Here is a 23,272-nt window from a genome sequence, read left to right as displayed (position 1 = left end):
ATTGAACTTTTAACTTTATGACTTTCCAACTTTCGACTTACTTATTGATGAGATATAATGGATGCTTTCTTCGTCTTCAGGATCTAAAGAAACAGATTGTGTCGATGTTTTTTCTTGTGCCCAGGCAAAAATCTGAGGAAGAATTAATAATACGGCAAAAGTAGAAAATAATAATCCGCCAATAACCGCTCTTCCTAACGGAGAAACCTGATCGCCTCCTTCGCCGTGTCCAATTGCCATTGGCAGCATTCCCGCAATCATAGCCACAGATGTCATAATAATAGGACGAAGACGCAGCGCCGCAGCTTCACGCGCAGATTCTAATGCGTTTCCGTTTCGTTTACGCAATTGTTCGGCATTCGTGACCAGTAAAACGGCATTGGCAATCGAAACCCCAACCGACATAATGATTCCCATATACGATTGTAAATTTAGCGTTGAACCTGTAAGCGTAAGCATTAATAAAGCTCCTAAAACAACCGCAGGAACTGTCGTTAAAATTACCAACGAAACTTTGAACGATTGGAAATTAGCGGCTAACATTAAGAAGATTACAAAAACGGCAACCAATAATCCTGTTTGTAAACTACTTAATGTTTCGCTCAATACAGTACTTAACCCAATTGGCGAAATGAACAAACCACGAGGTAATTCGCCTAATGAACTAATTGTTTTGCCCACATCTTTTGCAGCCGTACCTAAATCGGTTTGGTTGATGTTTGCCGTAACGGTAATGTATGGCATAGCCCCTAAATTGTCATTTTCTCCACTTACATAAGTTGGTGTAATTTTAGCAACATCGCTCAAAACCGGACGAATCGAGTTTCTTAATACCGGAATTTCTCCAATATCGGTTCTGCTTTTCATTTTATTCAAAGGAACCTGAACCTGAACGTTGTATGATAATCCCGCTCTTTCGTCAACCCACGTATTTTTTTCGGTATATCTTGATGATGAAGTCGAAGCAACCAATGAACGTGAAATATCGTTCATATCAACGCCTAATTCTGCAGCACGAGTTCTGTCAATATCAATATTCATTGCCGGATAGTGAATTGGCTGACCAATTTGCACGTCTCTGAAATATGAAATCGCTTTTAGTTTATCAACAATTTGATTCGCGTATAATTCATTTCGCTTTTTATCTTTTCCTGCAATACGAATTTCGATTGGAGTAGGAGAACCCTGGCTTAAAACTTTATCAGTCAATTCGATTGGTTCAAAAGAAACTTTAGTATTTGGCAGCACTTTTTTAAGTCTTGCTCTAAAGTCATCTTTAAACTCATCCATATCAACATGATATTCTTTTAAACTCACTTGAAATACCGCTTCATGAGAACCTGCCATGAACAAATAAATAGGGTTAATGGAGAATAAAGACGGGTGCTGACCCACATAAACAGAAGTGATTCCGATATGCTCTTTTCCAACCATTTTCTCCAATTCTTTTAAAACAATTCTGGCTTGTTCTTCTGTTCTTTCTAAACGAGTTCCGTCAACAGCACGCATTCTCAATTGAAACTGACTTGAATTCGTTTTTGGGAATACATCTTTTCCAATAAACCCAATAAATACAATCGCTAAAGCGGTAGCCGAAACCAGATATATAATACTTGTCGCTTTTTTATATGGAAATAATCGATCTAAAGTTCTCATAAAACGAACTCTGAATCTTTCAAAAAGACTTATTTTTCCATTATTATCTGTATCTATTTTTTCAACGTAGCCTTTTTTCTGTGTAATCAAATCTTTTTCAGATTCCGGAGTTAAACCGCAGTCTCTAAATTCAGCTTCATCATCTGTAATTTCCGGGCCATGTGTATGTTTTTCATGACCTTTCATTAACCAGTTTGCCATTACAGGAACAAAAGTCTGAGATAATAAAAACGAAATAACCATCGAGAATCCAATTGCTAAAGCCAAAGGCAGGAACAACGCTCCCGGAATACCAACCATAGTAAATGCTGGCGCAAACACGGCAAGAATACAAAGTAAGATCAATAATTTAGGCAATGCAATTTCCTGACACGCATCCCAAATGGCGAGCGCCTTGGGTTTTCCCATATCAAGATGCTGGTGAATATTTTCAATAGTTACCGTACTTTCATCCACCAAAATACCAATAGCAAGAGCCAATCCTGATAAAGACATTAAGTTGATCGTTTGCCCGAATAATTTCAAAAATAAAACTCCTGAAATAACCGAAATAGGAATCGTCATAATTACAATCAAAGCCGCACGACGGTCGCCAAGGAATAATAAAACCATTAATCCGGTTAAAACCGCACCAATAATTCCTTCAGTAATTAAACTTTTAACCGAGTTGATTACATAAACCGACTGGTCAAACTCATAAGATAATTTTACATCTTCAGGAAGTGTACTTTGAATTTTAGGAAGTTCGGCTTTTAATTTCTGAACCACATCCCAGGTCGAAGCATCTCCCGCTTTTGCAATACTAATATAAACCGAACGTTTTCCGTTTACTAAAGCGTAACCTGCCGTAATATCGGCACCATCTTTTACAGAAGCAACATCACCTAATTTTAGATTTTGAACGCCGCCTTTAAATAATGGAATCTGCTCAAAATCCTTAACTTCTTTAATTGTATTATTAGTTGGCGTAATATAGTTTTTGTCGCCCATACGAACGTTTCCTGATGGAGCCGTTTGGTTGTTTAAACGAATCGCTTCCACAATTTGATCCGGCGTCATATTATGCGAACGCAATAAATCTGGGTCAACATTTACCTCAATTGTTCTTGGGCTTCCGCCAAAGGGAGCCGGCGATAATAAACCGGGAATTGCAGTAAACGAAGCACGAACATAAACATTGGCTAAATCCTGTAATTCGTTGTTTGAACGTATTTTACTGCTTAAAACCAATTGACCAATTGGCAGAGAAGAAGCATCAAAACGAATGATAAACGGAGGCTGAGTTCCCGGAGGAAAAGCCGCCTGAATTCTGTTTGAAAGCGCACTTAACTCGGCAGCAGCCTGAGCCATATTTGTACCTTCATAATAGGTTAATTTCATGATCATTAACCCCTGAATATTTTTGGTTTCTACGGATTTTATACCATTCGAAAAAGGCAAAACATTCACGTAGTTTTTAGCAAAATAAGCTTCCATCTGGTCTGGTGTATAACCTCCAAACGGATGTGCAATATAAATAACCGGCAAATTCATTTTTGGCAGAATATCTACCTTAATGTCCTTGATGGCACCAATTCCGAAGAAAAATAGACCCGCAACCAATACTAATATGGAAATGGGTTTGCGGAGTGCAAAACGTATTAAATTCATTAGACGTTATAATTAAAATTCATTTATAAATAAGTCAAAATTGCCCGTTGCAGCAACTTTCAGTAAAAACGACTGCCATACATTATTGTTCACAATATCACGATCGATTTCGGCACGATTTAAAGTGTAAATCGTTTGGGTCAAATCGGTTAGATCTGTTAAACCATTTTTGTATAAAGTCGATTTTTGAATGTAAGCTCTTTTTGCCGCATCAACCTGAATAGGCGCTTCGGCATAATTATCAAGTGTAATTTTGATCTTATCTTCGGCAAAAGTCAGCTGTGATTTTAATTCTCTGTCTGCCTGATTGTATTCTTCCTGTAAAGCCTGAGAAACAAATTTCTGAGCGCTTACTTGTTTGCTTGATCTAAAAGGTGTGGTTAAATTCCAAGTGATTCCAACTCCAACCAAATAATTGGTGCGATCCGGATTTACGCCATCCCAGTAATTTCTGCTAAAAGCATGCTGGTCTGTAGCATAACTATTTTCAAATCCCGAAGCCCTGGTTTGTAAAACACCAAAAGCACTCATGGTTGGGTAATAAAAACGTTTGTATAATTTAACCTGCTGATTGCTGTAATCGATTTTTGTTTTATAGAATTGTAATAAAGGATGCAGACTATCTGTAGCTGCATTTGTTTTAATTAATTCTTTCGGGATCTGCGTTACAAAAAGAGTATCGGTAACAAAATCCTGAGGCGCAACGCCCATTAAATCGACCAGTTTATTGTTTTGTTCTTTAACGAAATTCTTCGCCAGGTTCAAAGCAATTTTAGCTTTTGAAACTTCGGCTGTAGCCAATGTAGAATCTACGCCGGCCAATAATCCGTTTTTAACTCTTGCAACCGCAGTCTTTTTGAAAACCTCTGCGCGATCCAGATTTTTTTGCTGAGAGATCAACAATCTCTGGCTTGCCAGTAAATTTAAATAAGCAGCAGAAATTTTGATTTCCTGCTGGAATTTTTCCTGCTGTAAATCTTTTTCTTTGGCCTGAACATCAATTTTAGACAAATTGATTTTTTCCTGTGTTTTTCCAAAGGTGAAAAAATCCCAGTTCATGTTGACCAGATAAAGCGCGCCAAAAGCCGAATTCCAGTTTTGTTCCGGCAGCGGTAATCCTGATGAAGCAACTCCAAGACCTCCAAATCCATAAAGCGGTCCGTTTTGACCATTTACAGTTCCGTAATCCTGCTGTGCCGATAAATTTAGGTTAGGCAGGTAATCACGTCGAGATTGTTTTAGGGTCTCTTTTGATGCATTGGTGTAATTGTTTTTTGCCCTGATCGAACCGTAATTTTCAAGCCCAGTTTTAACTGCTTCTTTTAAAGAAAGGGTTTGAGAGTAACCGATTGATGCAAAAATCAAGAAAAATAATAAGGTAATTTTTTTGAAATACATAAACTCAAGTGTGAAATTATAGCACAAATTTATTTCTCTTGTACTGATAAAAGTCATGTTAAGTGATGTACTGCGATAAAAAATGACCAATTCAATTGGTCATTTTTTAGAAATGATAATTAAATATTTGTCCGTACTTTGTGAACTATTTAAGTTTAAAAAATGAGCATAAAATTTGATAATATTCTGGATAACAAATGGTGGCAGGAAATTGCCGTCGTCGCGTTTTCCTTTACCATATATACCCTAAAAAACGACTGGATGCTATTTAGTTCTATAACATCTGTTTTAATGGGCGTTTTTTTCTACTGCATTCTGTATGTGCACGCACAGTTCAATCGTTTCTTCCTTTTTCCCATATTATTTAAAACCCGTCGTCCTTTTACTTATTTGGTATTAACGCTTTTTGGAGTTCTTGTTTTCTCGATTGTGTTGTATGAGCTTACGATGCTGGACATGTTTAGAAATCTTTATTTTTATCAAAACTCCCATCAAAGAAGTTATTTGTACCAATTGGCCAGCGTTCTGGGAACTTTGGTTTGTATTTTAAGTCCGATTATTGTTTTTAAATTCTACAGAATCCACAGAAAACGTACAGAAGAAGCCTTGTTATTCAACCAAATGCAGTTGAATTCTCTAAAAGGACAATTGAACCCGCACTTTTTATTCAATACTTTTAATACGCTTTACGGAATCAGTCTTGAATTTCCGGACAGAACGCCGGATTTAATCATGAAAGTTTCGCAGTTAATGCGTTATCAATTAGAAAGTAACAGCAAACAATGCGTATCTTTAGAAGACGAATTAGAGTTTATAAACAGTTATGTGCAGCTTGAAAAAGAACGAGTAGGATATCGCTGTGATATTACTTTTGATTCTAAAGTTGATAATGAAAATGCGTATAAAATTTCGCCGATGCTTTTAATTGCTTTTATTGAAAATGCTTTTAAACACGGAACCTGCGCGATTGAAAAATGTTTCGTTCAAATTTTTATTACTGTGCAAGACGGACAGCTGCATCTTCATGTAGTAAATTCAATTCCAACGAAGCAAACCGATGTTGTTTCGACCAAAATTGGTTTAAAAAATACCATTGAAAGACTGAATTTGATTTTCGGAAAAAACTATACACTCGATATTCAGGAGAATAAAAAAACTTACATTGTTGATTTAAAACTGCAGTTGAAAAGATTTGCATAATGAGAGATCCAAAAAAATGTATTATTGTTGATGATGAGCCGGCAGCGCATTATGTTTTAGCTAATTATATAAAACAGAATCCGCAGTTAGAATTGGTTTTTCAGGGATATAATGGCATTGAAGCAATGGATTATCTTAGGGAAAACAAAGTCGATTTGATGTTTTTGGATATCAATATGCCTGAGATTTCAGGAATGGAATTATTGAAGATTATTCCCAATCATCCTAAAACTATTTTAACGACCGCTTACTCTGAATTTGCACTCGAAAGTTACGATTACGGCGTAATTGATTATTTACTGAAACCTATTTATTTTCCAAGATTTTTAAAAGCCGTAGATCGTTTTTTCTCTACAGAAAATTTAAAAACAAAAGAAGAAGAGGTAGTTGTAAATAAAGTGAGCGTAAAAGTTGACGGTTATTTTATTGATATTGAATTAGATCAGCTTTTGTATGCACAGAGTTTTGGAAATTATGTGAAACTGCACACGACAAAACGAACTTATCTCGCTTCAATAACCACAACGGAGCTTGAAAAATGCCTTCCGGAGAAAAATTTTATCCGAATTCATAAATCTTATATTGTCGCATTGGACAAAATTGATACAACTGAAAAAGATTTTGTAGTAATTAAAAATGAAAAATTACCCGTTGGAATAACCTACAAAAGGGAATTGACGGACAGATTAAAAAAGTAACATTTTTTTTATTAAAAAATATTTGGATTTCATTTTAAAAGTAATAATTTTAGTACTTATTTGAGTTTTTAATTTTAATAGTCAGGATCATGAAAAAAGTATTTTTACTGCTGATTTTACTTTACGGTGGTTTTTTAAACGCTCAAAATGAAGTAGTAACGCCGCCCGAAAAAGTTCGGTTTACTTTTGAAAAAGAGTATCCAAACAAAGTTGCGGTTTGGTCTATAGATTATGTTGGCGATGATAATGATGAAATTAGGTACCAGGCAAAATTTAATACCGATAAGAATACCAAAGCTCTCGCAGTTTATGATAATTTGGGAATTTTAAAAGCGTATGAATTACAAATTCCGTTAAGTCAATTACCTCAAAAAGCGCAGACTTATTTAAAGAAAAACTATTCACCAAAAGCAATCAGAGAAATCGCTGTGATAGTAAATGATAAAAACAAAACTACTTATGAAGTAGGTATAGAAAAAGATTCCAGATTTTATGATGTTGTTTTTGATCAAAATGGAGGTTTTGACGTAATCATCGAAAAAAATTAAAAAGAACACTTACTAATTCAATTATATTTAAAACGGCAAACCCGACAAGTTTTTTACTTGTCGGGTTTTGTTTTTGTAGTTAGAAGATATTCTAAATTTTAACTTTTTAATACGGTTAAAATGTAGTAATTTTATTACTTTATTTAATTTTATAAGTATTACTATGAAAAAGATTTTACTATTTACCGCCTTCCTGTGTTTCAATTTTTTAATAGGCCAGCAGAGTATTTTGCTTCCGTCAGAAAAGACAGTAAAGGCATTTGAAAAGCAATATCCACAAAAAAAGCCAATTTGGTCGATGGAATATGGAAAGACTGAGAATGACATTTATTTTGCCGCAAAATTTACTGTGGCAGCCAAAACTCAGGCTTATGCAGTTTATGACAGTGATGGAAATTTTAAAAAGTATAAAGAGCAAATCTCAAGCGCTAAACTTCCAAAAAATGCACAGGATTATCTTGATGCCAATTATCCGATTAAATCAAATTTGAAATCAAAAAGTAAGTCAAAAACAAAAGCTAAAGCCGTAGTGCCGCCAAGAGAAGCTTACTCTGCGTTGGATGCTAAAAACAAAACAACTTATGAAGTGAAAGCCGCAAAAGACGGAAAAAATTATAATCTGATTTTTGATGAAGAAGGAAACTTAATTAAAACAATTCAAATAGGGTAAAAAAATACTTACTCAAACATATTTAAAACAGCAAACCCGACAGGTTTCAAAAACCTGTCGGGTTTAATATTTAACGTAAATAAGAATTACAAATTCATTCCACCAGAAGCTTCAATACGTTGTGCATTTACCCAGCGTGCATCTTCGGTACATAAAAAAGCAACAACACCGCCAATATCGTCTGGCAAACCAACTCTTCCTAAAGCTGTAATTGAGGCTAAGTTTTTGTTTAATTGTTCGTTATCACGAACAACACCGCCGCCAAAATCAGTTTCGATGGCACCCGGAGCGACAACATTGGCTCTGATTTTTCTTTCACCTAATTCTTTTGCCTGATATTTTGTTAACGTCTCGATTGCGCCTTTCATAGAAGCATATGCCGAATAACCTGGAAATGAAAATCTAGCCAAACCAGTTGAAATATTTACAATTCCGCCGCCGTCGTTCATTACGTTCAAAGCTTTTTGAGTCAGGAAAAACGGACCTTTAAACTGAATATTAGTCAATTGGTCAAACTCTGCTTCAGTTGTGCCAACAAATGAATTGTGAATTCCGATTCCGGCATTGTTTACTAAAAAATCAAATTTATCCGTATTGAAAGTACTTTTTAAAGTGGAAGAAACTCCTTCAAAAAAGCCATCAAAAGTTTGTGAATCTCCAACGTTTAATTGAAGAGAAGCCGCTTTTTGACCTAAACTTTCGATTTCTTTTACAACAGCGTCTGCTTCGTCTTTTTTGCTGTTGTATGTTATAATTACATCTAATCCTTTTTTAGCAATTGCTATTGCCATGTTTTTTCCTAAACCTCTGCTTCCTCCTGTAACCAGAGCTATTTTTGTATTTACTGCCATTTTTTATAATTGTTGATTATTAATTGTGAATTGTTGATAGTTTGTTTGTTGTTCTGTCAGTCTGAGCGAAGTCGAAGACCCCGCACAGTGTGATTTTTTAAACACATAGAAACATAGATTTTATTTTGATTTGAAAAGACTGCAAAAAGAAACTAGTTTCTAACACATAGCGATGTGGGATTTAGATAAATGAAATTTCTTTTAGCTGCATTTCTATGTTTGTTTAGATAAAATGAAATGCCTTTTATGTGTTTGCAAAAACTATGTTTCTATGTGTTTAAAAATTAATTTCAGTTACCGTGTAATGCGTTAAATGACGCTTTTAATTCCGGAACGCTTGCGTTTAATCTTGTTTCGCTGGTTCCAAAAGTAAGTTCTTCTTTTCCTTGTTTTATTTGTTCAAAAATGGATAGAATAAAATCACTCACACTCGGATGTGCGTCGTGTAAACCAACTCCGCCAAGATCTGTGTTCAATGCAGGCGGAATAATTTCGATTACTTCGATATTTTTTTCTTTTAATAAATGACGAAGTGAAATTGTAAACGAACGGAAAAATGCTTTTGTAGCCGAATAAACCGGAACTTTTGCAAAAGGTGAAAATGCCAATCCAGATGTTACATTCATTACCGTTGTTAAAGATTTCAACTCAATAAATAAAGAGGTTAAATGCAGCGGTGCTTCAATATTAGTACTGATTTCTGCTTTCATGCTTTCGTAGAAATTAGCATCTGTAACAGAAACCCATTTTTGAATTCCTGCATTGTTGATTAATACGTTTAAATCAGGATGATTTTCTTGAATCCATTTGTAAAGTGCGATTCTTTCTTCTTCTAAAGATAAGTCGCATACTTTTGTGATTACAGAAGGAAATTTTGCTTTCACTTCGTTTAAAACAGATTCTCTTCTGCCGCAGATAATTACGGTATTGTTTTCCTGAATAAATCGTTCAGTAAGTCCAAGTCCAATTCCGCTTGCACCGCCTGTTATTAAAATTTTGTTGTTTGATAAATTCATCTTTTCGATCTTTTAAATTGATAAGACAAAGGTAGGAGTGAAGTAGAGCTGGGGAATTGTAAATATCAAACCGATGTTTGCGAAATTCAAATCAGGAGTAATGAAATTCCAATTTTTTATCCCGAGGCTTCGGGACGAAATTCCAATTATTACTGGCTCAAATAAAAATTCTCATTTTATGTCATCCTGAGCGAAGTCGAAGGACACGCCCTATAAGAACATACTGTATGGACTCAGCATGAGATCCTTCGACTTCGCTCAGGAGGACAAGCTTTGTGGGAATCTAAAATCTAAAATCAGCAATCTAAAATAATTATAAAATCTAAAATTATTTAGCTCCTAAAAGCCAGCGGCGTTAAAGTAGTTTGTTTTTTAAAAAAGTTAGAAAAATGCGCTAATTCTTCAAAACCAAGAGAATAAGCGATTTCAGAAATATTCCAATCCGTTTGTTTTAAAAGGATTTTCGCTTCGTTTGTCAATCTTGAACTGATTAATTCAGTTGTGGTTTTTCCGGTATTTTCTTTTAAAACCTTATTTAAATGATTAACGTGGACAGATAATCTCGCTGCAAAATCCTTTGCGGTTCTTAATTCTAATCGCTGATGCGGAGATTCTATTGGAAATTGTCTTTCTAATAATTCGGCAAATAAAGACGAAACCCTCGCTGCAGAATTGTGTTTAGAATAAAGAGCAGTTATAGGCTGTAATTTTTGTCCGAAGTGAATTAATTCAGCCACATAATTTCTGATCAAATCATATTTGTAGATATAATCAGAATTGATTTCTTTTTGTATTTTATTGAATATCAAGGCGACTTCTTCTACTTCTTCATCTGATAATTGAAAAATAGGATAACCGTCTGAAGCAAAAATAGGAAGTTCGTCTAAGTCAATTCCGCTTTTGTTTTTAGATAAAAACTCGCTTGTAAAAACACAAAACTGCCCAGATTGGTTCGTGTCTTGCGGAACGTAATTATACGGAATTTTTGGTGTTGCAAATAAAAGTCCTTGTTTTTCGATTTCGATTACTTTGTCGGCGTACTCTGCTTTATTATGACCTCTTATCAAACTTATTTTGTAATAAGCTCTTCTGTCATAAGGCATTGTTGGTTTTCCCTGAAGACGTTCTAAAAGTTCTTTGATATCAAATACATTAAAATGACCAATTTCTTTTTGAATGTCATTTGGCAGTAATGAATTGGGTTTAACAGTTTCGTCTCCGGTAATATCTTTGTAAAATGAATCTAGGGATTTCATATGCGTGAATTGTAAAATTCAAATATACGAAATTTTTTTGGCCCGCAGATTTTACGGATAGAACAGATTTGCACAGTCATTGCGAGGAACGAAGCAATCTCATTTGCTGAATCAAGTTATAGTGTGGTTGCTTCGTTCCTCGCAATGACAATACTTTGTAAAAAAACTTTGTGTCTTAGTGCCTTCGTGGCAAAACCTCAAAACAAACTGCCCTGAACAAACTCAGCTTGTGCATTTCCATTAAAAGAAAAAGTATCAATTACAAAAAACTGTTTTTTAACAGGATCTAATTCTCTTAAAACAATTTCCTTGCATAAAAAATCAATATCGATTGTAGTAAAAAGCTGCGAGGCTATTTTAAGATTTTCAGGCGTTAATTTCCTTCCAATTGACATATGTGGATCGTCACTTTTTTTGAGTTTTAAAGGTTTTAAAGATTCCTGAACCCTTTTCATAATAGGTTTCAGGTTATTTTTTGATTCTTCGTTAGGAGCTATATAAAACGCTCCGGCATTGTCATAAGAACCAAAATGATCTAAATGGACCTGAAAAGGAGTAAAAGTATCACAAACTTTAAAAATCTTTTGTTTGTATTTATCAATTTCGGATTCGGTAATTGTGAATTCACAAATCGTAATATGTCCAACAGAATTACAGCTGTTGTACCAATCAATTTTGCTTTTTAAATAATCCTTCATTGTTTTGACGGAATCAATAACATCTTGCGAAGGATAAATGGCAACGGAATACTTTTTTTCCATTTTTAGGACTTTGAGTTACACAAATTTAGAATTTAAATTGTGCTGTCAAAGCGGTATAAAAATAATCTTTTCCAGAACCTGCTTCTTTTAAAAATGCACCTGCGTCAAACCAGGCACCTTCTACAGAAACGGTTAAAAAAGAATTTACATTGTAATCAAAATTTGTAATTAATTGTGTTCCTATAAAACGTTCGGTTGTATTGTCTCCAGAATACAAAAGCTGCATATTTGGAGCATATAAACCGTCGTGAATGGAACTTCTCCAGAAAATATCATAATCAATTCCAAAACCTAATTTTTCAGTTAAATCTAAAGCAATTGACGGATGAATGTCGATTAAGTTTGATGGGCCAATTAAACCGACTAAACCAAAATAAGCACCTTTTGGATACAACGGATTAAAAGTCTGCAATTGATTGTCATTGCTGTTTTTATCTCCGGAAATAAACTCGGTTTTTAAACCAATTTCAGGATTGAATTTTATGTTTTCAAAAGTATACGATGTATTAGATGAAAGTGTCCAAGCCGAAATATTTTGCGATTCGATTTTGCCGAATTGGTACAAACCTTCAAAGTCATATTTCCAGTTTCCTTTTGTTTTCCAGATTCTTGTTCCTATAGAATGTCTGGTTTCTTCGCCAATAGCGTTATCAAAAACTGCATGATTTTTCCATAAACCTAAATAGTACAAATCGATATTTTGAATAAATGGCACTTTGTGAAATACGGTATAATTTCCCCAAAGTTTAGCGTTATCATTAAAATCATCGTTGAAAACTCCGGGTTTATTGGCAACAGGATGCGAGTAAAAAGCATCCGTCTGCCAATTATTGTTTTTATAGAATAATTTCATTCCATCAAATGCAATTCTGTTATTGGGACGTTCGCGAACGCTGACTAAACGCTGCGAACCGTATGCGATTTCTTGTCTTCCAACTCTAAAAGTTAACTGCTGATTTTTATTTTGAATGAAATCAACATCTATAAAGGCTTGGTGAAAATCGAGTTCGTTTTCATCAACCGGGCTTGGGTCAATTTTACTGTTAGCGAGACTGCTTTGGAATTCAATAAAAGTTCTGAATCTTCCTAAATGAACATCGGCATTTAGTAAATATCTCGACAATAAATAACCGTCGCCGCCTGTGGTTTCATCGCCCCATTTATCATTTACTGTATAAAAATATTGTTCCCTGATTTCGCCGCCAATGGAGGCGTAATATTTATCGTTTTTAGATAACGGAATATATTTGATTTTCTCGTACCAGTTTTTCGTCGAATCGGCTTTTAGATATTGGAAATCATCGTCATATCGCAGCTTTTGAAAAACTGGTTTTTGTTGTGCATTTGCAGAAAAAATGATTCCCAAAAGCAACAATAATCGGAATGTATTTTTCATATTAGTTTTTTTGGTAACCTCCAAAGTAATTTACAGGACTCCAGTCCGGAATCGCTTTTGGGGTTTCTTTGGCAAAGGTTCTAAATTCATTATCGGCATAAACTACTTTTCCGTTTACGACTGTCAATTTTGATTCTATATTTAAGATTTTTTCTTCAGGAGTTGCGAAATAATCATCAGAAAGAATAGAGAAATCGGCTAGTTTATCTGCTGTCAGCATTCCACGGTCTTTTTCAATATTGATTAATTGTGCGCTTCCGTAAGTGAATAATTTTAAAGCAGTAGTTCTGTCCAGAATATTTTCATCATTCATATATTTTAAACCGCCTAAAGTTTTTCCGGTTGTTAACCAATATAAGCCAACCCACGGATTGTAACTTGCAACACGCGTTCCGTCAGTTCCCATTCCTACTTTAATTCCTAATTCTAGTATTTTCTTTAACGGAACTGTATTCGAAGCTGCCGTTTTTCCATATCTTTTAATGAAACTTTCGCCCTGATACGCCATTCTATGTTGAATCGCTAATCCGCCGTTTAAAGCTTTGATTCGTTTTAAATTTTCTACAGAAACAGTTTCTCCGTGATCAAAGAACCATAAAAGTCCGTTTAAAGGTGTTTCTTTATTAATGTCTTCAATTACATTTAAAAATCTTGTAATGCTTTCATTGTAAGTGGCGTGAATTCTAAACGGCCATCTGTTTTTAATTAATAATGATAGAACTTCTTTTAATTGTCCTTCCATCGCCGGACTTAATTCTGGTCTTGGTTTGTCGAAGTTTTCAAAATCTCCCGCACTCATAACTAAATTTTCTCCTGCGCCCTGCACATGATATTCTACTTTATCTGAATGATGATCGTCGTCACAGCCTTCGCCAATTTCAACCGTATTAATCCATTTAGTGTAATCGTTTAGTTCGCTTCCGGCTTTTTGTGCAAACAAATAATACGGCATTCTAATCGTTAGATCGCTGTCTTTACACAAACCATTTGTTACACCGTAATCGTCCGGAAAGTTTTGAAATCCGCCTCCTGCATCCATAATAGCGGTTACGCCAAGACGGTTCATTTCGGTCATAAATTGTTTTGTGGAGTTTATTTTTTCTTCTGGGGATAATTCCGGAAGTTTAGAAAGTGTTGAATATAAAATGAAAGCATTTGGCTCAGCAACTAATAATCCGGTTGGGTTTCCTTCAGGATCTTTTTCAATTAATCCCGCATTTGGGTTTGGCGTATTAGCATCAATTTTTAAAGCTTGTAATCCTGCTTTGTTTAAATAAGCGTGTCCGTATAAGTGAAGAATAAATGCCGGAACATCGCCTGTTGCTTCGTTGATTTCAGCTAAAGTTGGGAGTCTTTTTTCTTCAAATTGATATGCGTTCCACCCGCCTACAACACGAACCCATTGTCCTTTTGGAGTTCTTTGTGCTTGTTCTTTCAACATTGCCAAAGCTTTTTTGAGAGAACGAACGCCGTCCCAGCGTAATTCGGTATTAAAGAACCTTCCGCCGCGAATAATGTGCATGTGAGAATCGAATATTCCGGGAATAATTACTTTTCCTTTGGCATCGATTACGGTTGTCTTTTTGTCTTTTAATTTTAAGATTTCGCTGTTTTTTCCTGTTTTCAGGATTTTCCCATCGGCGACAGCCATAGCTTCGGCAATTGTATTTTTATCGTCTAGAGTATGAATTACAGCATGATGAACGATAAGTGTAGCTTTTTTGCCTTGAGCGAAAATTGAAACAGAAAGCAATAATAGAAAAGCTAATATTTTGAAAGAGAGTTTCATAATAGTGGTATTTAGTTGGTTTTGGGAGAAAAAAAGACTGTGGGGTTACACAGCCTTTCTTTGTTTTTCTGGAAGTATTTTAGTGCGAAATGGCACGCGGATCTTACTGATTTGCTTTGCAAAGACGCGGATTTACACAGATTTTATTTTATAATTAATGATTTAAAAATCCGTTTTATCCGCGCCTTCGCGATAGCGAATCCGTTTCATCCGCGTTCCATTTACCATTTAGTGTTTCAACATTTCGTGTGCATATTGAACACCTACACCATAAGCACCACCATATTTTTTAACTAAATCTGTTACAGGTACATAAGTTTCCTGACGAGCCCAGTCGCGTTGTAATTCTAATAAATATTGTAATGAAGTTACAGGATGCGCACCAGCTTGTACCATACGAGTTACAGCCATTTCGTGAGCTTCTTTAGAAACATCTCCGCTTGCATCTGTAATTACGTAAACATCATAACCTTCGTTGATTGCTGATAAAACTGGTCCAACAATACAAACGCTTGTCCATAAACCGCCAAATACGATTTTCTTTTTACCAGTTGCAATAATCGCTTTGCGTGCAGGAGCGTCTTCCCAAGTGTTCATTGTAGTACGATCGATATAGTTTGAAGTTTTTTGTGGGTAGAATTCTTCAATTTCTCTAAAAACAGGTCCGCTGAATGATTTCTCTGCAACGGTTGTTACAATAGTTGGAACTTTGAATATTTTTGAAGCTCCGGCTACAAGAGCGGTATTATTTCTAAGCTGATCGATTGGAATATTGCTTACTGCAAATGCCATTTGGCTTTCGTAATCGATTAGAACTAATGTATGATTTGTTGGATCTAACAATGCCGGACTTGGTTTTTGAGCGAATCCAATAAATGTTACAAATAATAAAGCTGCGGTAAGGATTAATTTTTTCATGATAATGTGATTTTGTTGTTAATTAAAAGGTTTTAAAAAATATTTTGTATTTGATTTTCAGTGTTTTGCATTCAAATAAAATGCCTTGTTTGTAATGTGTTGATTTTAAAAGGTTTTTCAGAAAAGGCAATAGTGATCCTAGCGATATATCGTCAATAAAAATTGGATATTCGTTAATGTATTATCGTAAAGCTTTTAATGAATTTTAAAAGAGAAAAATACTGGTACCTAAATTTTTCCTTTTAGATGTAATCGGTGGAGAATTTCTGATTTTAATAAACCGCTTCCTCCGCCAAAATGTTCAATTACTTCAACTTCCGGCTGCTGTTTTAAGCAAAATGAAGTAAACTCTTTTTCGACATGATCTTCGATTCCGGAACTCAAAAGAACAACATCGATTTTGTGATTTTGAAAATATTCCTGAGCTTCTTTTTCATTGTTGAAAGAAACTGCGTTCCAATCTTCATATGCGTTTACAAGGCGAAGTAAAATGGCCAATATGTCTTCGTTTTTTCCAAGTAATAAGAATTCAAGTGTTTTCATTTTTTCTAAGTTTCTGAGGTTCTGAGATGCTAAGGTTCTAAGTTTTTTACTTTGAATTTAGTTTTGGCAGAACTTCTAATTTACTTTACAAATTTATTTGTTTTATCATGGCTTCAACTTAATCTAGAATAAGAAGTTACTAAGGTTCTAAGATGCTTAGATTCTAAGTTTTTTCTTTTTCTATTTGGTTTCAGTTTTTGACAGAACTTGTAATCTACTATGCAAATTTATTTGTTTTGTTTTTGCTTCAACTTAATCTAGAATAAGAAAAGATACTAAGGTTCTAAGATGCTTAGATTCTAAGATTTTCTTCTCTATTTGGTTTCAGTTTATGACAGAACGTTTAATTTACTATGCAAATTTATTTGTTTGATTACGGTTTCAACTTAACCTAGAACAAGAAAGGTTCTAAGCTTTAAAAAAAAACTTAGAACCTCAGAATCTTAGAACCTTAGCAACTTTAAAAAAAATATACGGGAAACCCGTAATGGGATTTCAAAAGGCTGTATTAGATTTGTCTTGTTGAGATTGAGATAATGATTTACTACCTTTTAAATTATTCCTCAAAGATCTTAGCGGTTAAACTGTTTTTGGAGAAACAATTTTTTTAATTTTTAAAAATTTGACATATTCACTTTATCATGGGTAACTTGTAGAAATTTGCAAATAATACAACAGATGTCTAATTTTTTATAGGTTTTTAGATTTGGTTAATTGGTTGGCCTCTTCTAAAAACCTTTTTTTTGTTTCATACTTTTTTGGCTTTAGTTATAGCCGTTTACTTTTAACCATTCCTGGCAATCTCTTGTCCAATATTTGCTGGTGTCGTTTACGCCTAAACCAAAACCGTGACCACCTTTTTCATATAAATGTAACTCCGCTGTAACACCATTTTTTTTGAGTGCTAAATAATAATCGATACTGTTTTCCGGTAAAACGACGGTATCATCTGTAGCATGAATTAAAAAAGCGGGAGGTGTTTTTGTGGTAACTTTCTTTTCGTTTGAAAAGGAATCAATTAAATCTTGTGAAGGATTGTTTCCCAATAAATTAATCTGCGAGCCTTTGTGTGTAATATCATTTTGAATTGAAATTACAGGATAAATTAAAAGAGAAAAATCGGGGCGGGCGCTTACTTTATAAGCAGATTCATAAACTTTATCGTCATAATGAGTAGATAAAGTAGCAGCCAAATGTCCGCCCGCGGAGAAACCTAAAATTCCAATTTTATTAGGATCAATGTTCCATTTTGCAGCATTTTGCCTTACGTAGCGAACCGCTTCCTGCGCGTCTTGCAATGGGCCGACATTTTTGTTTTTCATTATTAAATCACTCGGAAGTCGGTATTTCAATACAAAAGCCGGAATTCCTAAACTATTAAACCATTGCGCTACTTTTGTTCCTTCCTTATCAATAGCCAAATGCTGATATCCTCCGCCGGGAAGAATAATTACAGCGGTCTGATTTGGTTTTGTTACATTCGAGAAAAACGCCGTTAAAGTTGGAATTGTAACTAAACTGGTACTTTGAACTTTTCCGTCAGTTATGACTTCTTTTTCTTTATAATCTGGTGCTTTAATTTCATCCGGAATTTTATTCCAAAGCGGAATTACCTGATTTTGCGCCTTTATATTGAATAATACTCCTGCAAAAAGGATAAAACTAAATACAGTTTTTCTAAAATATTGTTTTTTTGAATTTTTCAATGTTGAATTTAATTAGTTGTTTTACAATTGTTTACTTGTTTGGTCGGGCAGATTTATAAATTTGAATTTGAATAAATGAAAGGTAATTAAAAACAATTTCATGAGGATTAAATCCCGGGACAATTTTATCCCTAAATACGGATAAATTTCACCTATTGGCTTTTAACAAATATATTGGTTAATGTGTAATTTTGAGTTCTTTTTTTTATGCAATGTCTTAAATTTGGTACTGAAAATAATTTTATATATAATTTATTTGGAATATAAAGATTAAAAACTATATTTGTGCAATCGATTACATTATTGCAATCCTATAATTTTAATCTCTTGATTCTAATGTGTTAAATTATGCATTTTTATACGGATCTTAAAATTAAATAATCTAACTATAATAACCACAATCATGAGTCAAACCGATGCTGTTACAGTAAATGAAACTATTAAATCCGCAGGAAAATATCGTTGGAGTATATGTGCGCTTTTGTTTTTTGCAACCACCATTAATTACCTCGACAGACAAGTTCTTTCGTTAACCTGGAGTGATTTTATTGCGCCTGAGTTTCATTGGACAAATAACGATTACGGAAACATTACTGCGCTGTTTTCTATTTTTTATGCTGTTTCATTATTATTTGCAGGACGATTTGTAGATTGGTTAGATACTAAAAAAGGATTTCTTTGGGCTATTGGAATTTGGTCTGTAGGAGCCTGTTTACACGCTTTTTGCGGTATTGCAACTTCAGGAATTATAACTGGCAACTGGTTGGTTGGTTTTGAAGGATCAAAAGAAATAATCAGCGGTTTAAGTGATACCGGAAAAGTAATTAATGTAAGTGTTACATTGTTCATTTTTGCCCGTTTTATCTTAGCAGTTGGTGAAGCAGGGAACTTTCCTGCAGCAATTAAAACCACTGCCGAATATTTTCCTAAAAAAGACCGTGCCTTTTCTACCAGTATTTTTAACGCTGGTGCAACAGTTGGTGCATTGGCAGCTCCAATTTCAATTCCTTTTATCGCAGAATCATTTGGATGGGAAATGGCATTTATTATCATCGGGGCATTAGGTTTTATCTGGATGGGATTCTGGGTTTTTATGTACGATAAACCAGAAAGACATAAAAGAGTAAGTGTAGAAGAATTAGCTTATATTCAGCAAGACGATATTGCAGACAGTAAATTAGTAGGTTACGTTCCTGAAACAACTTCAAAAGTATCTTTTATAGAATGCTTAAAATTCAAACAAACCTGGGCTTTTGCATTTGGTAAATTTATGACAGATGGTGTTTGGTGGTTCTTTTTATTCTGGACTCCGGCTTATTTAAGTTCTGTATACCACATGGATTCTACAGAAGCTGCGTTGCCATTATTCGTCTTATATATGATTACTTTACTATCGATTATTGGTGGATGGCTTCCAACTTATTTTGTTGAAAAGAAAGGAATGAACCCTTACGAAGGAAGAATGAGAGCGATGCTGATTTTTGCATTTTTTCCACTATTAGCTTTAGTCGCACAGCCTTTAGGATATATTAGTTATTGGGTTCCTATTATTATCATCGGTATCGCAGGAGCGGCGCACCAATCTTGGTCAGCAAATATATTTACAACCGTTGGAGATATGTTTCCTAAAAAAGCAATTGCAACCATTACAGGAATTGGAGGTTTAGCAGGAGGTTTAGGTTCTACTTTGATTAATAAAGGTTCAGGATTATTGTTCGATTATACACATAAAACATTGACAACCGTAAACGGACAGCCGTTTTTAGAGAAATTCCCGCAATTTGTAACTCAGCCTATTCCTGAAACTTTCTTTAAAGAATTAGAGAAAAGCGGAGCCGTAATTTCTGATGGAATCAATACAGGATATATGATTATTTTCTCAATCTGTGCGGTATGTTATTTAATTGGCTGGACAGTAATGAAAACTTTAGTTCCTAAGTATAGTCCAATTACAAATCTGTAATTTAGCATTGTTGAAATATTTTTTAGTTGGAATTATGCTTTTTTCAATATAAAAAATTAAATTTGTGCAATCGATTACATTAAAATAAAATTATGACAAAATATAGCTCAAGATACGCGTCAAGCCCAGAAGCAGTTAAAAAATACGACACACAGCAGTTAAGAGAAGAATTCTTAATTGATGACTTAATGCAGGAAGATGAAGTTGTATTGGTTTATTCGCATTACGACAGATACATTGCAGGTTCTGCAGTTCCTGTAAAAGGTGATTTAGCGCTGGAAACAATCGATCCGCTTAAAGCGCCGTACTTTTTAGAAAGAAGAGAAATAGGAATTATTAATGTTGGAGGAAGCGGTTCTGTAGTAGTCGAAGGAACATCTTATGAACTTGGTTTTAAAGATGCCTTATACATTGGAAGCGGCAATAAAGAAGTAATCTTCAAAAGTGCTGACAGTAAAAATCCGGCTAAATTTTATATCAATTCTGCACCGGCTCACACAACTTACCCAACGGTAAAAGTAAGCTTGGCAGAAGCAAATAAATTAGAATTAGGTACGATGGAAACGGCAAATCACCGTACGGTAAACCAAATGATTATTGGAAGTGTTGTAACAACCTGCCAATTACAAATGGGAATGACGGAATTAAGACCAGGAAGTGTTTGGAATACCATGCCGGCTCACGTTCACGATCGTAGAATGGAAGTTTATTTTTATTTAGATATTCCAGAAAATCAAGCTGTTTGTCACTTTATGGGGCAGCCGCAGGAAACAAGACACATCTGGATGAACAATCATCAGGCAGTAATTTCTCCGCCTTGGTCAATTCACTCAGGTTCAGGAACCAGCAATTATACTTTTATCTGGGGAATGGCGGGTGAAAACCTAGATTACGGAGATATGGATGTTTGTAAAATCACTGATTTAAGATAAGAAAATGACAAACTTATTTGATATAAAAGGAAAAGTTGCCCTTATTACAGGAAGTACACACGGACTGGGAATGGCAATGGCAAAAGGTTTAGGACAAGCCGGAGCAACAATTGTGGTGAACGGAAATTCGTCTCAACAAAAAATTGACGATGCTGTGGCAGCACTTAAGAGCGAAGGAATCAATGCGGTTGGTTACAAATTTAATGTAACCGAAGAGCAGGAAGTAAAAGCTGCTGTTGCAAAAATTGAAAGTGAAGTTGGACCAATCGATATTTTGATTAATAACGCAGGAATTATTAAAAGAATTCCGCTTCTTGAAATGGAAGTTGCTGATTTTAGAGAAGTAATCGATATTGATTTAGTAAGCCCGTTTATTGTTTCTAAGCACGTTGCAAAAGGAATGATTGAAAGAAGACAAGGGAAAATCATTAACATTTGCTCAATGATGAGTGAATTAGGTCGTAATACGGTTTCGGCGTATGCTGCTGCAAAAGGCGGTTTAAAAATGCTGACGAAAAATATGGCAACAGAATGGGCAAAATACAATGTTCAGATCAACGGAATCGGGCCGGGTTATTTTGCTACAGAACAAACAAAACCTATTAGAGTTGACGGACATCCGTTTAACGATTTTATCATTAGCAGAACACCTGCTGCAAAATGGGGAGACCCAGGTGATTTAGCCGGAGCAGCAATATTTTTATCCTCAAAAGCGAGTGATTTTGTAAACGGTCACATTTTATATGTTGACGGCGGAATCCTGGCAACAATAGGAAAACCTTCAAACGAAGAATAATTCTCAAAATATATTTTAAAAAGACATGAGCGCGAATCAGACATTCATACACGATAATTTTCTGTTAGAAAATAAATATGCTGAAGAGTTGTATCACAATTACTCTAAAAACCAGCCAATTATTGATTATCATAATCACCTAAATCCGCAGTTTATTGCCGAAGACAAGATTTTTGATAACATTACAAATGTATGGATTAATGGAGATCACTATAAATGGCGCGCCATGCGTACATTAGGAATCAACGAGCAGTTTGTAACCGGAAATGGTTCAGATAAAGATAAGTTCTTAAACTGGGCAAAAACAGTTCCGTACACAATGCGTAATCCTTTGTACCATTGGACACATTTAGAATTAGCGCGCTATTTTGATATTTATGATCTGCTGAATGAAAAAAATGCAGAGAAAATCTATATCGAAACAACTGAGAAAATAAATTCTCAGGCTTACAGCACACAAAACCTTCTTAAAAAAGTAAACGCTGAATTAGTTTGTACTACCGAAGATCCAATTGACAGTTTAGAGTTTCACCAAAAACTGGCAAAAAATCCAATTGGAACTAAAATGAGTACGGCTTTCAGACCTGATAAAGCCATCTTAATTGCTAATGATGGTTATAATGCATATCTGGACACATTAGGGGATGTGTCCGGAGTTGCAATTAATACTTATGCTGATTTACAAACTGCATTAAGAAACAGAATTGAATTTTTTAATGCAAATGGCTGTAAATTAAGTGACCACGGTTTAGATCAGATTTATTTTGAAGAATTTACAGAATCTGAAATAAATTCAATTTTCAAAAAGAAAAGAGAAAACAGAATTCTGTCTTCAGAAGAAGCTTTAAAATTCCAAAGTGCTGTTCTATTGTTTTTATCTGAAACTTATCATGAATTTGGATGGGTACAGCAGTTTCATTTAGGTGCTTTGCGTAACAACAATGCACGTATGCACAGAATTTTAGGTCCTGATACAGGATGGGATTCTATTGGAGATTATCCGCAGGCACAAAAATTATCAAGCTTTTTAAATGCATTGGATAGCAAAGATAAATTGTCTAAAACTATTATTTATAATCTAAATCCGGCTGATAACGAGGTTATGGCAACAATGATTGGAAATTTCAACGACGGAAGCGTTCGCGGAAAAGTACAATTTGGTTCTGGATGGTGGTTTTTAGATCAAAAAGACGGAATGACAAAGCAGTTAAATGCGCTTTCAAATATGGGATTAATCAGCTGTTTTGTTGGAATGCTGACAGATTCAAGAAGTTTCTTATCGTTCCCAAGACACGAATATTTCAGACGTATTTTATGTAATCTTTTAGGAGATGAAATCAAACGCGGAGAACTTCCAAACGATATGGAATGGATTGGAAAATTAGTTGCCGACATTTCATACAACAACGCAAAAGAATATTTTAAATTTTAATTAAAGCTTAACCGCAATCCCGATAGCTATCGGGAGCAAAGATTACGCAAGGAACGCAAAGTTTTTAAAATCCTTTTAATCATTGTAATCTGT

At 34.7% G+C, this 23,272-nt stretch carries 19 protein-coding genes; 8 read left to right on the top strand and 11 right to left on the bottom strand.

The annotated features are described in order from the left end of the window. Window positions 1–15: 15 nt before the first annotated feature. Both ACODSB_RS02765 and ACODSB_RS02760 read right to left on the bottom strand, forming a co-directional pair. On the bottom strand, window positions 16–3,306 hold the full coding sequence (locus ACODSB_RS02765) for an efflux RND transporter permease subunit (RefSeq protein ID WP_053472020.1): 3,291 nt from the start codon (window positions 3,304–3,306) through the stop codon (window positions 16–18). Window positions 3,307–3,318: 12 nt separating this feature from the next. Beyond that, window positions 3,319–4,704, bottom strand: a complete 1,386-nt coding sequence (locus ACODSB_RS02760; protein ID WP_053472019.1) for a TolC family protein — start codon at window positions 4,702–4,704, stop codon at window positions 3,319–3,321. Window positions 4,705–4,866: 162 nt separating this feature from the next. On the opposite strand from ACODSB_RS02760, the gene ACODSB_RS02755 reads away from it, so the two are divergent. The 4 genes from ACODSB_RS02755 to ACODSB_RS02740 all read left to right on the top strand — a co-directional run bounded on the left by ACODSB_RS02755 (window position 4,867) and on the right by ACODSB_RS02740 (window position 7,820). After that, window positions 4,867–5,904, top strand: a complete 1,038-nt coding sequence (locus tag ACODSB_RS02755; protein ID WP_488935913.1) for a sensor histidine kinase — start codon at window positions 4,867–4,869, stop codon at window positions 5,902–5,904. Next, entirely contained in the window at window positions 5,904–6,602 is a 699-nt protein-coding gene (locus ACODSB_RS02750; RefSeq protein ID WP_488935912.1) for a LytR/AlgR family response regulator transcription factor, read from the top strand. The genes ACODSB_RS02755 and ACODSB_RS02750 overlap by 1 nt, the downstream gene beginning before the upstream one ends. A gap of 89 nt (window positions 6,603–6,691) precedes the next feature. After that, window positions 6,692–7,150, top strand: coding sequence for a PepSY-like domain-containing protein (locus ACODSB_RS02745; RefSeq protein ID WP_488935911.1), 459 nt, complete (start codon window positions 6,692–6,694; stop codon window positions 7,148–7,150). Between the two features lie 163 nt (window positions 7,151–7,313). Next, window positions 7,314–7,820 carry a hypothetical protein gene (locus ACODSB_RS02740; protein ID WP_488935910.1) on the top strand — a complete coding sequence of 169 codons (507 nt, stop codon included), beginning with the start codon at window positions 7,314–7,316 and terminating at the stop codon, window positions 7,818–7,820. A gap of 86 nt (window positions 7,821–7,906) precedes the next feature. On the opposite strand, the gene ACODSB_RS02735 is transcribed toward ACODSB_RS02740, so the two are convergent. The 9 genes from ACODSB_RS02735 to ACODSB_RS02695 all read right to left on the bottom strand — a co-directional run bounded on the left by ACODSB_RS02735 (window position 7,907) and on the right by ACODSB_RS02695 (window position 18,056). After that, complete coding sequence (locus ACODSB_RS02735; RefSeq protein ID WP_256635303.1) at window positions 7,907–8,671, bottom strand: SDR family oxidoreductase; 765 nt, start codon at window positions 8,669–8,671, stop codon at window positions 7,907–7,909. A gap of 290 nt (window positions 8,672–8,961) precedes the next feature. Then, window positions 8,962–9,687 carry an SDR family oxidoreductase gene (locus tag ACODSB_RS02730; RefSeq protein ID WP_488935909.1) on the bottom strand — a complete coding sequence of 242 codons (726 nt, stop codon included), beginning with the start codon at window positions 9,685–9,687 and terminating at the stop codon, window positions 8,962–8,964. Between the two features lie 332 nt (window positions 9,688–10,019). Beyond that, entirely contained in the window at window positions 10,020–10,943 is a 924-nt protein-coding gene (locus ACODSB_RS02725; RefSeq protein WP_488935908.1) for a helix-turn-helix domain-containing protein, read from the bottom strand. A 197-nt stretch (window positions 10,944–11,140) separates the two neighbouring features. Continuing rightward, window positions 11,141–11,704: a 2'-5' RNA ligase family protein gene (locus tag ACODSB_RS02720; protein WP_488935907.1), complete on the bottom strand. Its 564-nt coding sequence runs from the start codon at window positions 11,702–11,704 to the stop codon at window positions 11,141–11,143. A 25-nt stretch (window positions 11,705–11,729) separates the two neighbouring features. Then, window positions 11,730–13,100 (bottom strand): alginate export family protein, encoded by a 1,371-nt coding sequence (locus ACODSB_RS02715; protein WP_488935906.1) that lies wholly within the window; start codon window positions 13,098–13,100, stop codon window positions 11,730–11,732. A gap of 1 nt (window position 13,101) precedes the next feature. Further along, complete coding sequence (locus ACODSB_RS02710) at window positions 13,102–14,889, bottom strand: amidohydrolase (RefSeq protein WP_488935905.1); 1,788 nt, start codon at window positions 14,887–14,889, stop codon at window positions 13,102–13,104. Between the two features lie 228 nt (window positions 14,890–15,117). Next, a complete protein-coding gene (locus ACODSB_RS02705; protein ID WP_073488212.1) occupies window positions 15,118–15,807 on the bottom strand; it encodes a hydrolase in 690 nt (229 codons plus the stop codon). Between the two features lie 228 nt (window positions 15,808–16,035). Then, window positions 16,036–16,350 carry a hypothetical protein gene (locus ACODSB_RS02700; RefSeq protein ID WP_053472007.1) on the bottom strand — a complete coding sequence of 105 codons (315 nt, stop codon included), beginning with the start codon at window positions 16,348–16,350 and terminating at the stop codon, window positions 16,036–16,038. A 764-nt stretch (window positions 16,351–17,114) separates the two neighbouring features. Then, window positions 17,115–18,056: an alpha/beta hydrolase gene (locus ACODSB_RS02695; RefSeq protein ID WP_488935904.1), complete on the bottom strand. Its 942-nt coding sequence runs from the start codon at window positions 18,054–18,056 to the stop codon at window positions 17,115–17,117. Between the two features lie 403 nt (window positions 18,057–18,459). On the opposite strand from ACODSB_RS02695, the gene ACODSB_RS02690 reads away from it, so the two are divergent. The 4 genes from ACODSB_RS02690 to uxaC all read left to right on the top strand — a co-directional run bounded on the left by ACODSB_RS02690 (window position 18,460) and on the right by uxaC (window position 23,179). Next, window positions 18,460–20,019 carry an MFS transporter gene (locus ACODSB_RS02690; RefSeq protein ID WP_488935903.1) on the top strand — a complete coding sequence of 520 codons (1,560 nt, stop codon included), beginning with the start codon at window positions 18,460–18,462 and terminating at the stop codon, window positions 20,017–20,019. A gap of 92 nt (window positions 20,020–20,111) precedes the next feature. Then, window positions 20,112–20,951: a 5-dehydro-4-deoxy-D-glucuronate isomerase gene (kduI, locus tag ACODSB_RS02685; RefSeq protein WP_256635295.1), complete on the top strand. Its 840-nt coding sequence runs from the start codon at window positions 20,112–20,114 to the stop codon at window positions 20,949–20,951. Between the two features lie 4 nt (window positions 20,952–20,955). Beyond that, on the top strand, window positions 20,956–21,747 hold the full coding sequence (locus tag ACODSB_RS02680; RefSeq protein WP_488935902.1) for a gluconate 5-dehydrogenase: 792 nt from the start codon (window positions 20,956–20,958) through the stop codon (window positions 21,745–21,747). A 25-nt stretch (window positions 21,748–21,772) separates the two neighbouring features. Beyond that, window positions 21,773–23,179: a glucuronate isomerase gene (gene uxaC, locus ACODSB_RS02675; RefSeq protein ID WP_488935901.1), complete on the top strand. Its 1,407-nt coding sequence runs from the start codon at window positions 21,773–21,775 to the stop codon at window positions 23,177–23,179. Window positions 23,180–23,272 lie beyond the last annotated feature (93 nt).

It is taken from the genome of Flavobacterium sp. FG68, from assembly GCF_057808895.1.
Note: the sequence above shows the minus strand (reverse complement) of the source record. Positions and strands in the feature narration are given on the sequence as shown.

What these genes read in the sequence shown, in the direction of transcription:
- ACODSB_RS02765 (WP_053472020.1), bottom strand. Translation starts at nt 3,306, where the DNA reads ATGAATTTAATACGTTTTGCACTCCGCAAACCCATTTCCATATTAGTA.
- ACODSB_RS02760 (WP_053472019.1), bottom strand. Translation starts at nt 4,704, where the DNA reads ATGTATTTCAAAAAAATTACCTTATTATTTTTCTTGATTTTTGCATCA.
- ACODSB_RS02755 (WP_488935913.1), top strand. Translation starts at nt 4,867, where the DNA reads ATGAGCATAAAATTTGATAATATTCTGGATAACAAATGGTGGCAGGAA.
- ACODSB_RS02750 (WP_488935912.1), top strand. Translation starts at nt 5,904, where the DNA reads ATGAGAGATCCAAAAAAATGTATTATTGTTGATGATGAGCCGGCAGCG.
- ACODSB_RS02745 (WP_488935911.1), top strand. Translation starts at nt 6,692, where the DNA reads ATGAAAAAAGTATTTTTACTGCTGATTTTACTTTACGGTGGTTTTTTA.
- ACODSB_RS02740 (WP_488935910.1), top strand. Translation starts at nt 7,314, where the DNA reads ATGAAAAAGATTTTACTATTTACCGCCTTCCTGTGTTTCAATTTTTTA.
- ACODSB_RS02735 (WP_256635303.1), bottom strand. Translation starts at nt 8,671, where the DNA reads ATGGCAGTAAATACAAAAATAGCTCTGGTTACAGGAGGAAGCAGAGGT.
- ACODSB_RS02730 (WP_488935909.1), bottom strand. Translation starts at nt 9,687, where the DNA reads ATGAATTTATCAAACAACAAAATTTTAATAACAGGCGGTGCAAGCGGA.
- ACODSB_RS02725 (WP_488935908.1), bottom strand. Translation starts at nt 10,943, where the DNA reads ATGAAATCCCTAGATTCATTTTACAAAGATATTACCGGAGACGAAACT.
- ACODSB_RS02720 (WP_488935907.1), bottom strand. Translation starts at nt 11,704, where the DNA reads ATGGAAAAAAAGTATTCCGTTGCCATTTATCCTTCGCAAGATGTTATT.
- ACODSB_RS02715 (WP_488935906.1), bottom strand. Translation starts at nt 13,100, where the DNA reads ATGAAAAATACATTCCGATTATTGTTGCTTTTGGGAATCATTTTTTCT.
- ACODSB_RS02710 (WP_488935905.1), bottom strand. Translation starts at nt 14,889, where the DNA reads ATGAAACTCTCTTTCAAAATATTAGCTTTTCTATTATTGCTTTCTGTT.
- ACODSB_RS02705 (WP_073488212.1), bottom strand. Translation starts at nt 15,807, where the DNA reads ATGAAAAAATTAATCCTTACCGCAGCTTTATTATTTGTAACATTTATT.
- ACODSB_RS02700 (WP_053472007.1), bottom strand. Translation starts at nt 16,350, where the DNA reads ATGAAAACACTTGAATTCTTATTACTTGGAAAAAACGAAGACATATTG.
- ACODSB_RS02690 (WP_488935903.1), top strand. Translation starts at nt 18,460, where the DNA reads ATGAGTCAAACCGATGCTGTTACAGTAAATGAAACTATTAAATCCGCA.
- kduI (WP_256635295.1), top strand. Translation starts at nt 20,112, where the DNA reads ATGACAAAATATAGCTCAAGATACGCGTCAAGCCCAGAAGCAGTTAAA.
- ACODSB_RS02680 (WP_488935902.1), top strand. Translation starts at nt 20,956, where the DNA reads ATGACAAACTTATTTGATATAAAAGGAAAAGTTGCCCTTATTACAGGA.
- uxaC (WP_488935901.1), top strand. Translation starts at nt 21,773, where the DNA reads ATGAGCGCGAATCAGACATTCATACACGATAATTTTCTGTTAGAAAAT.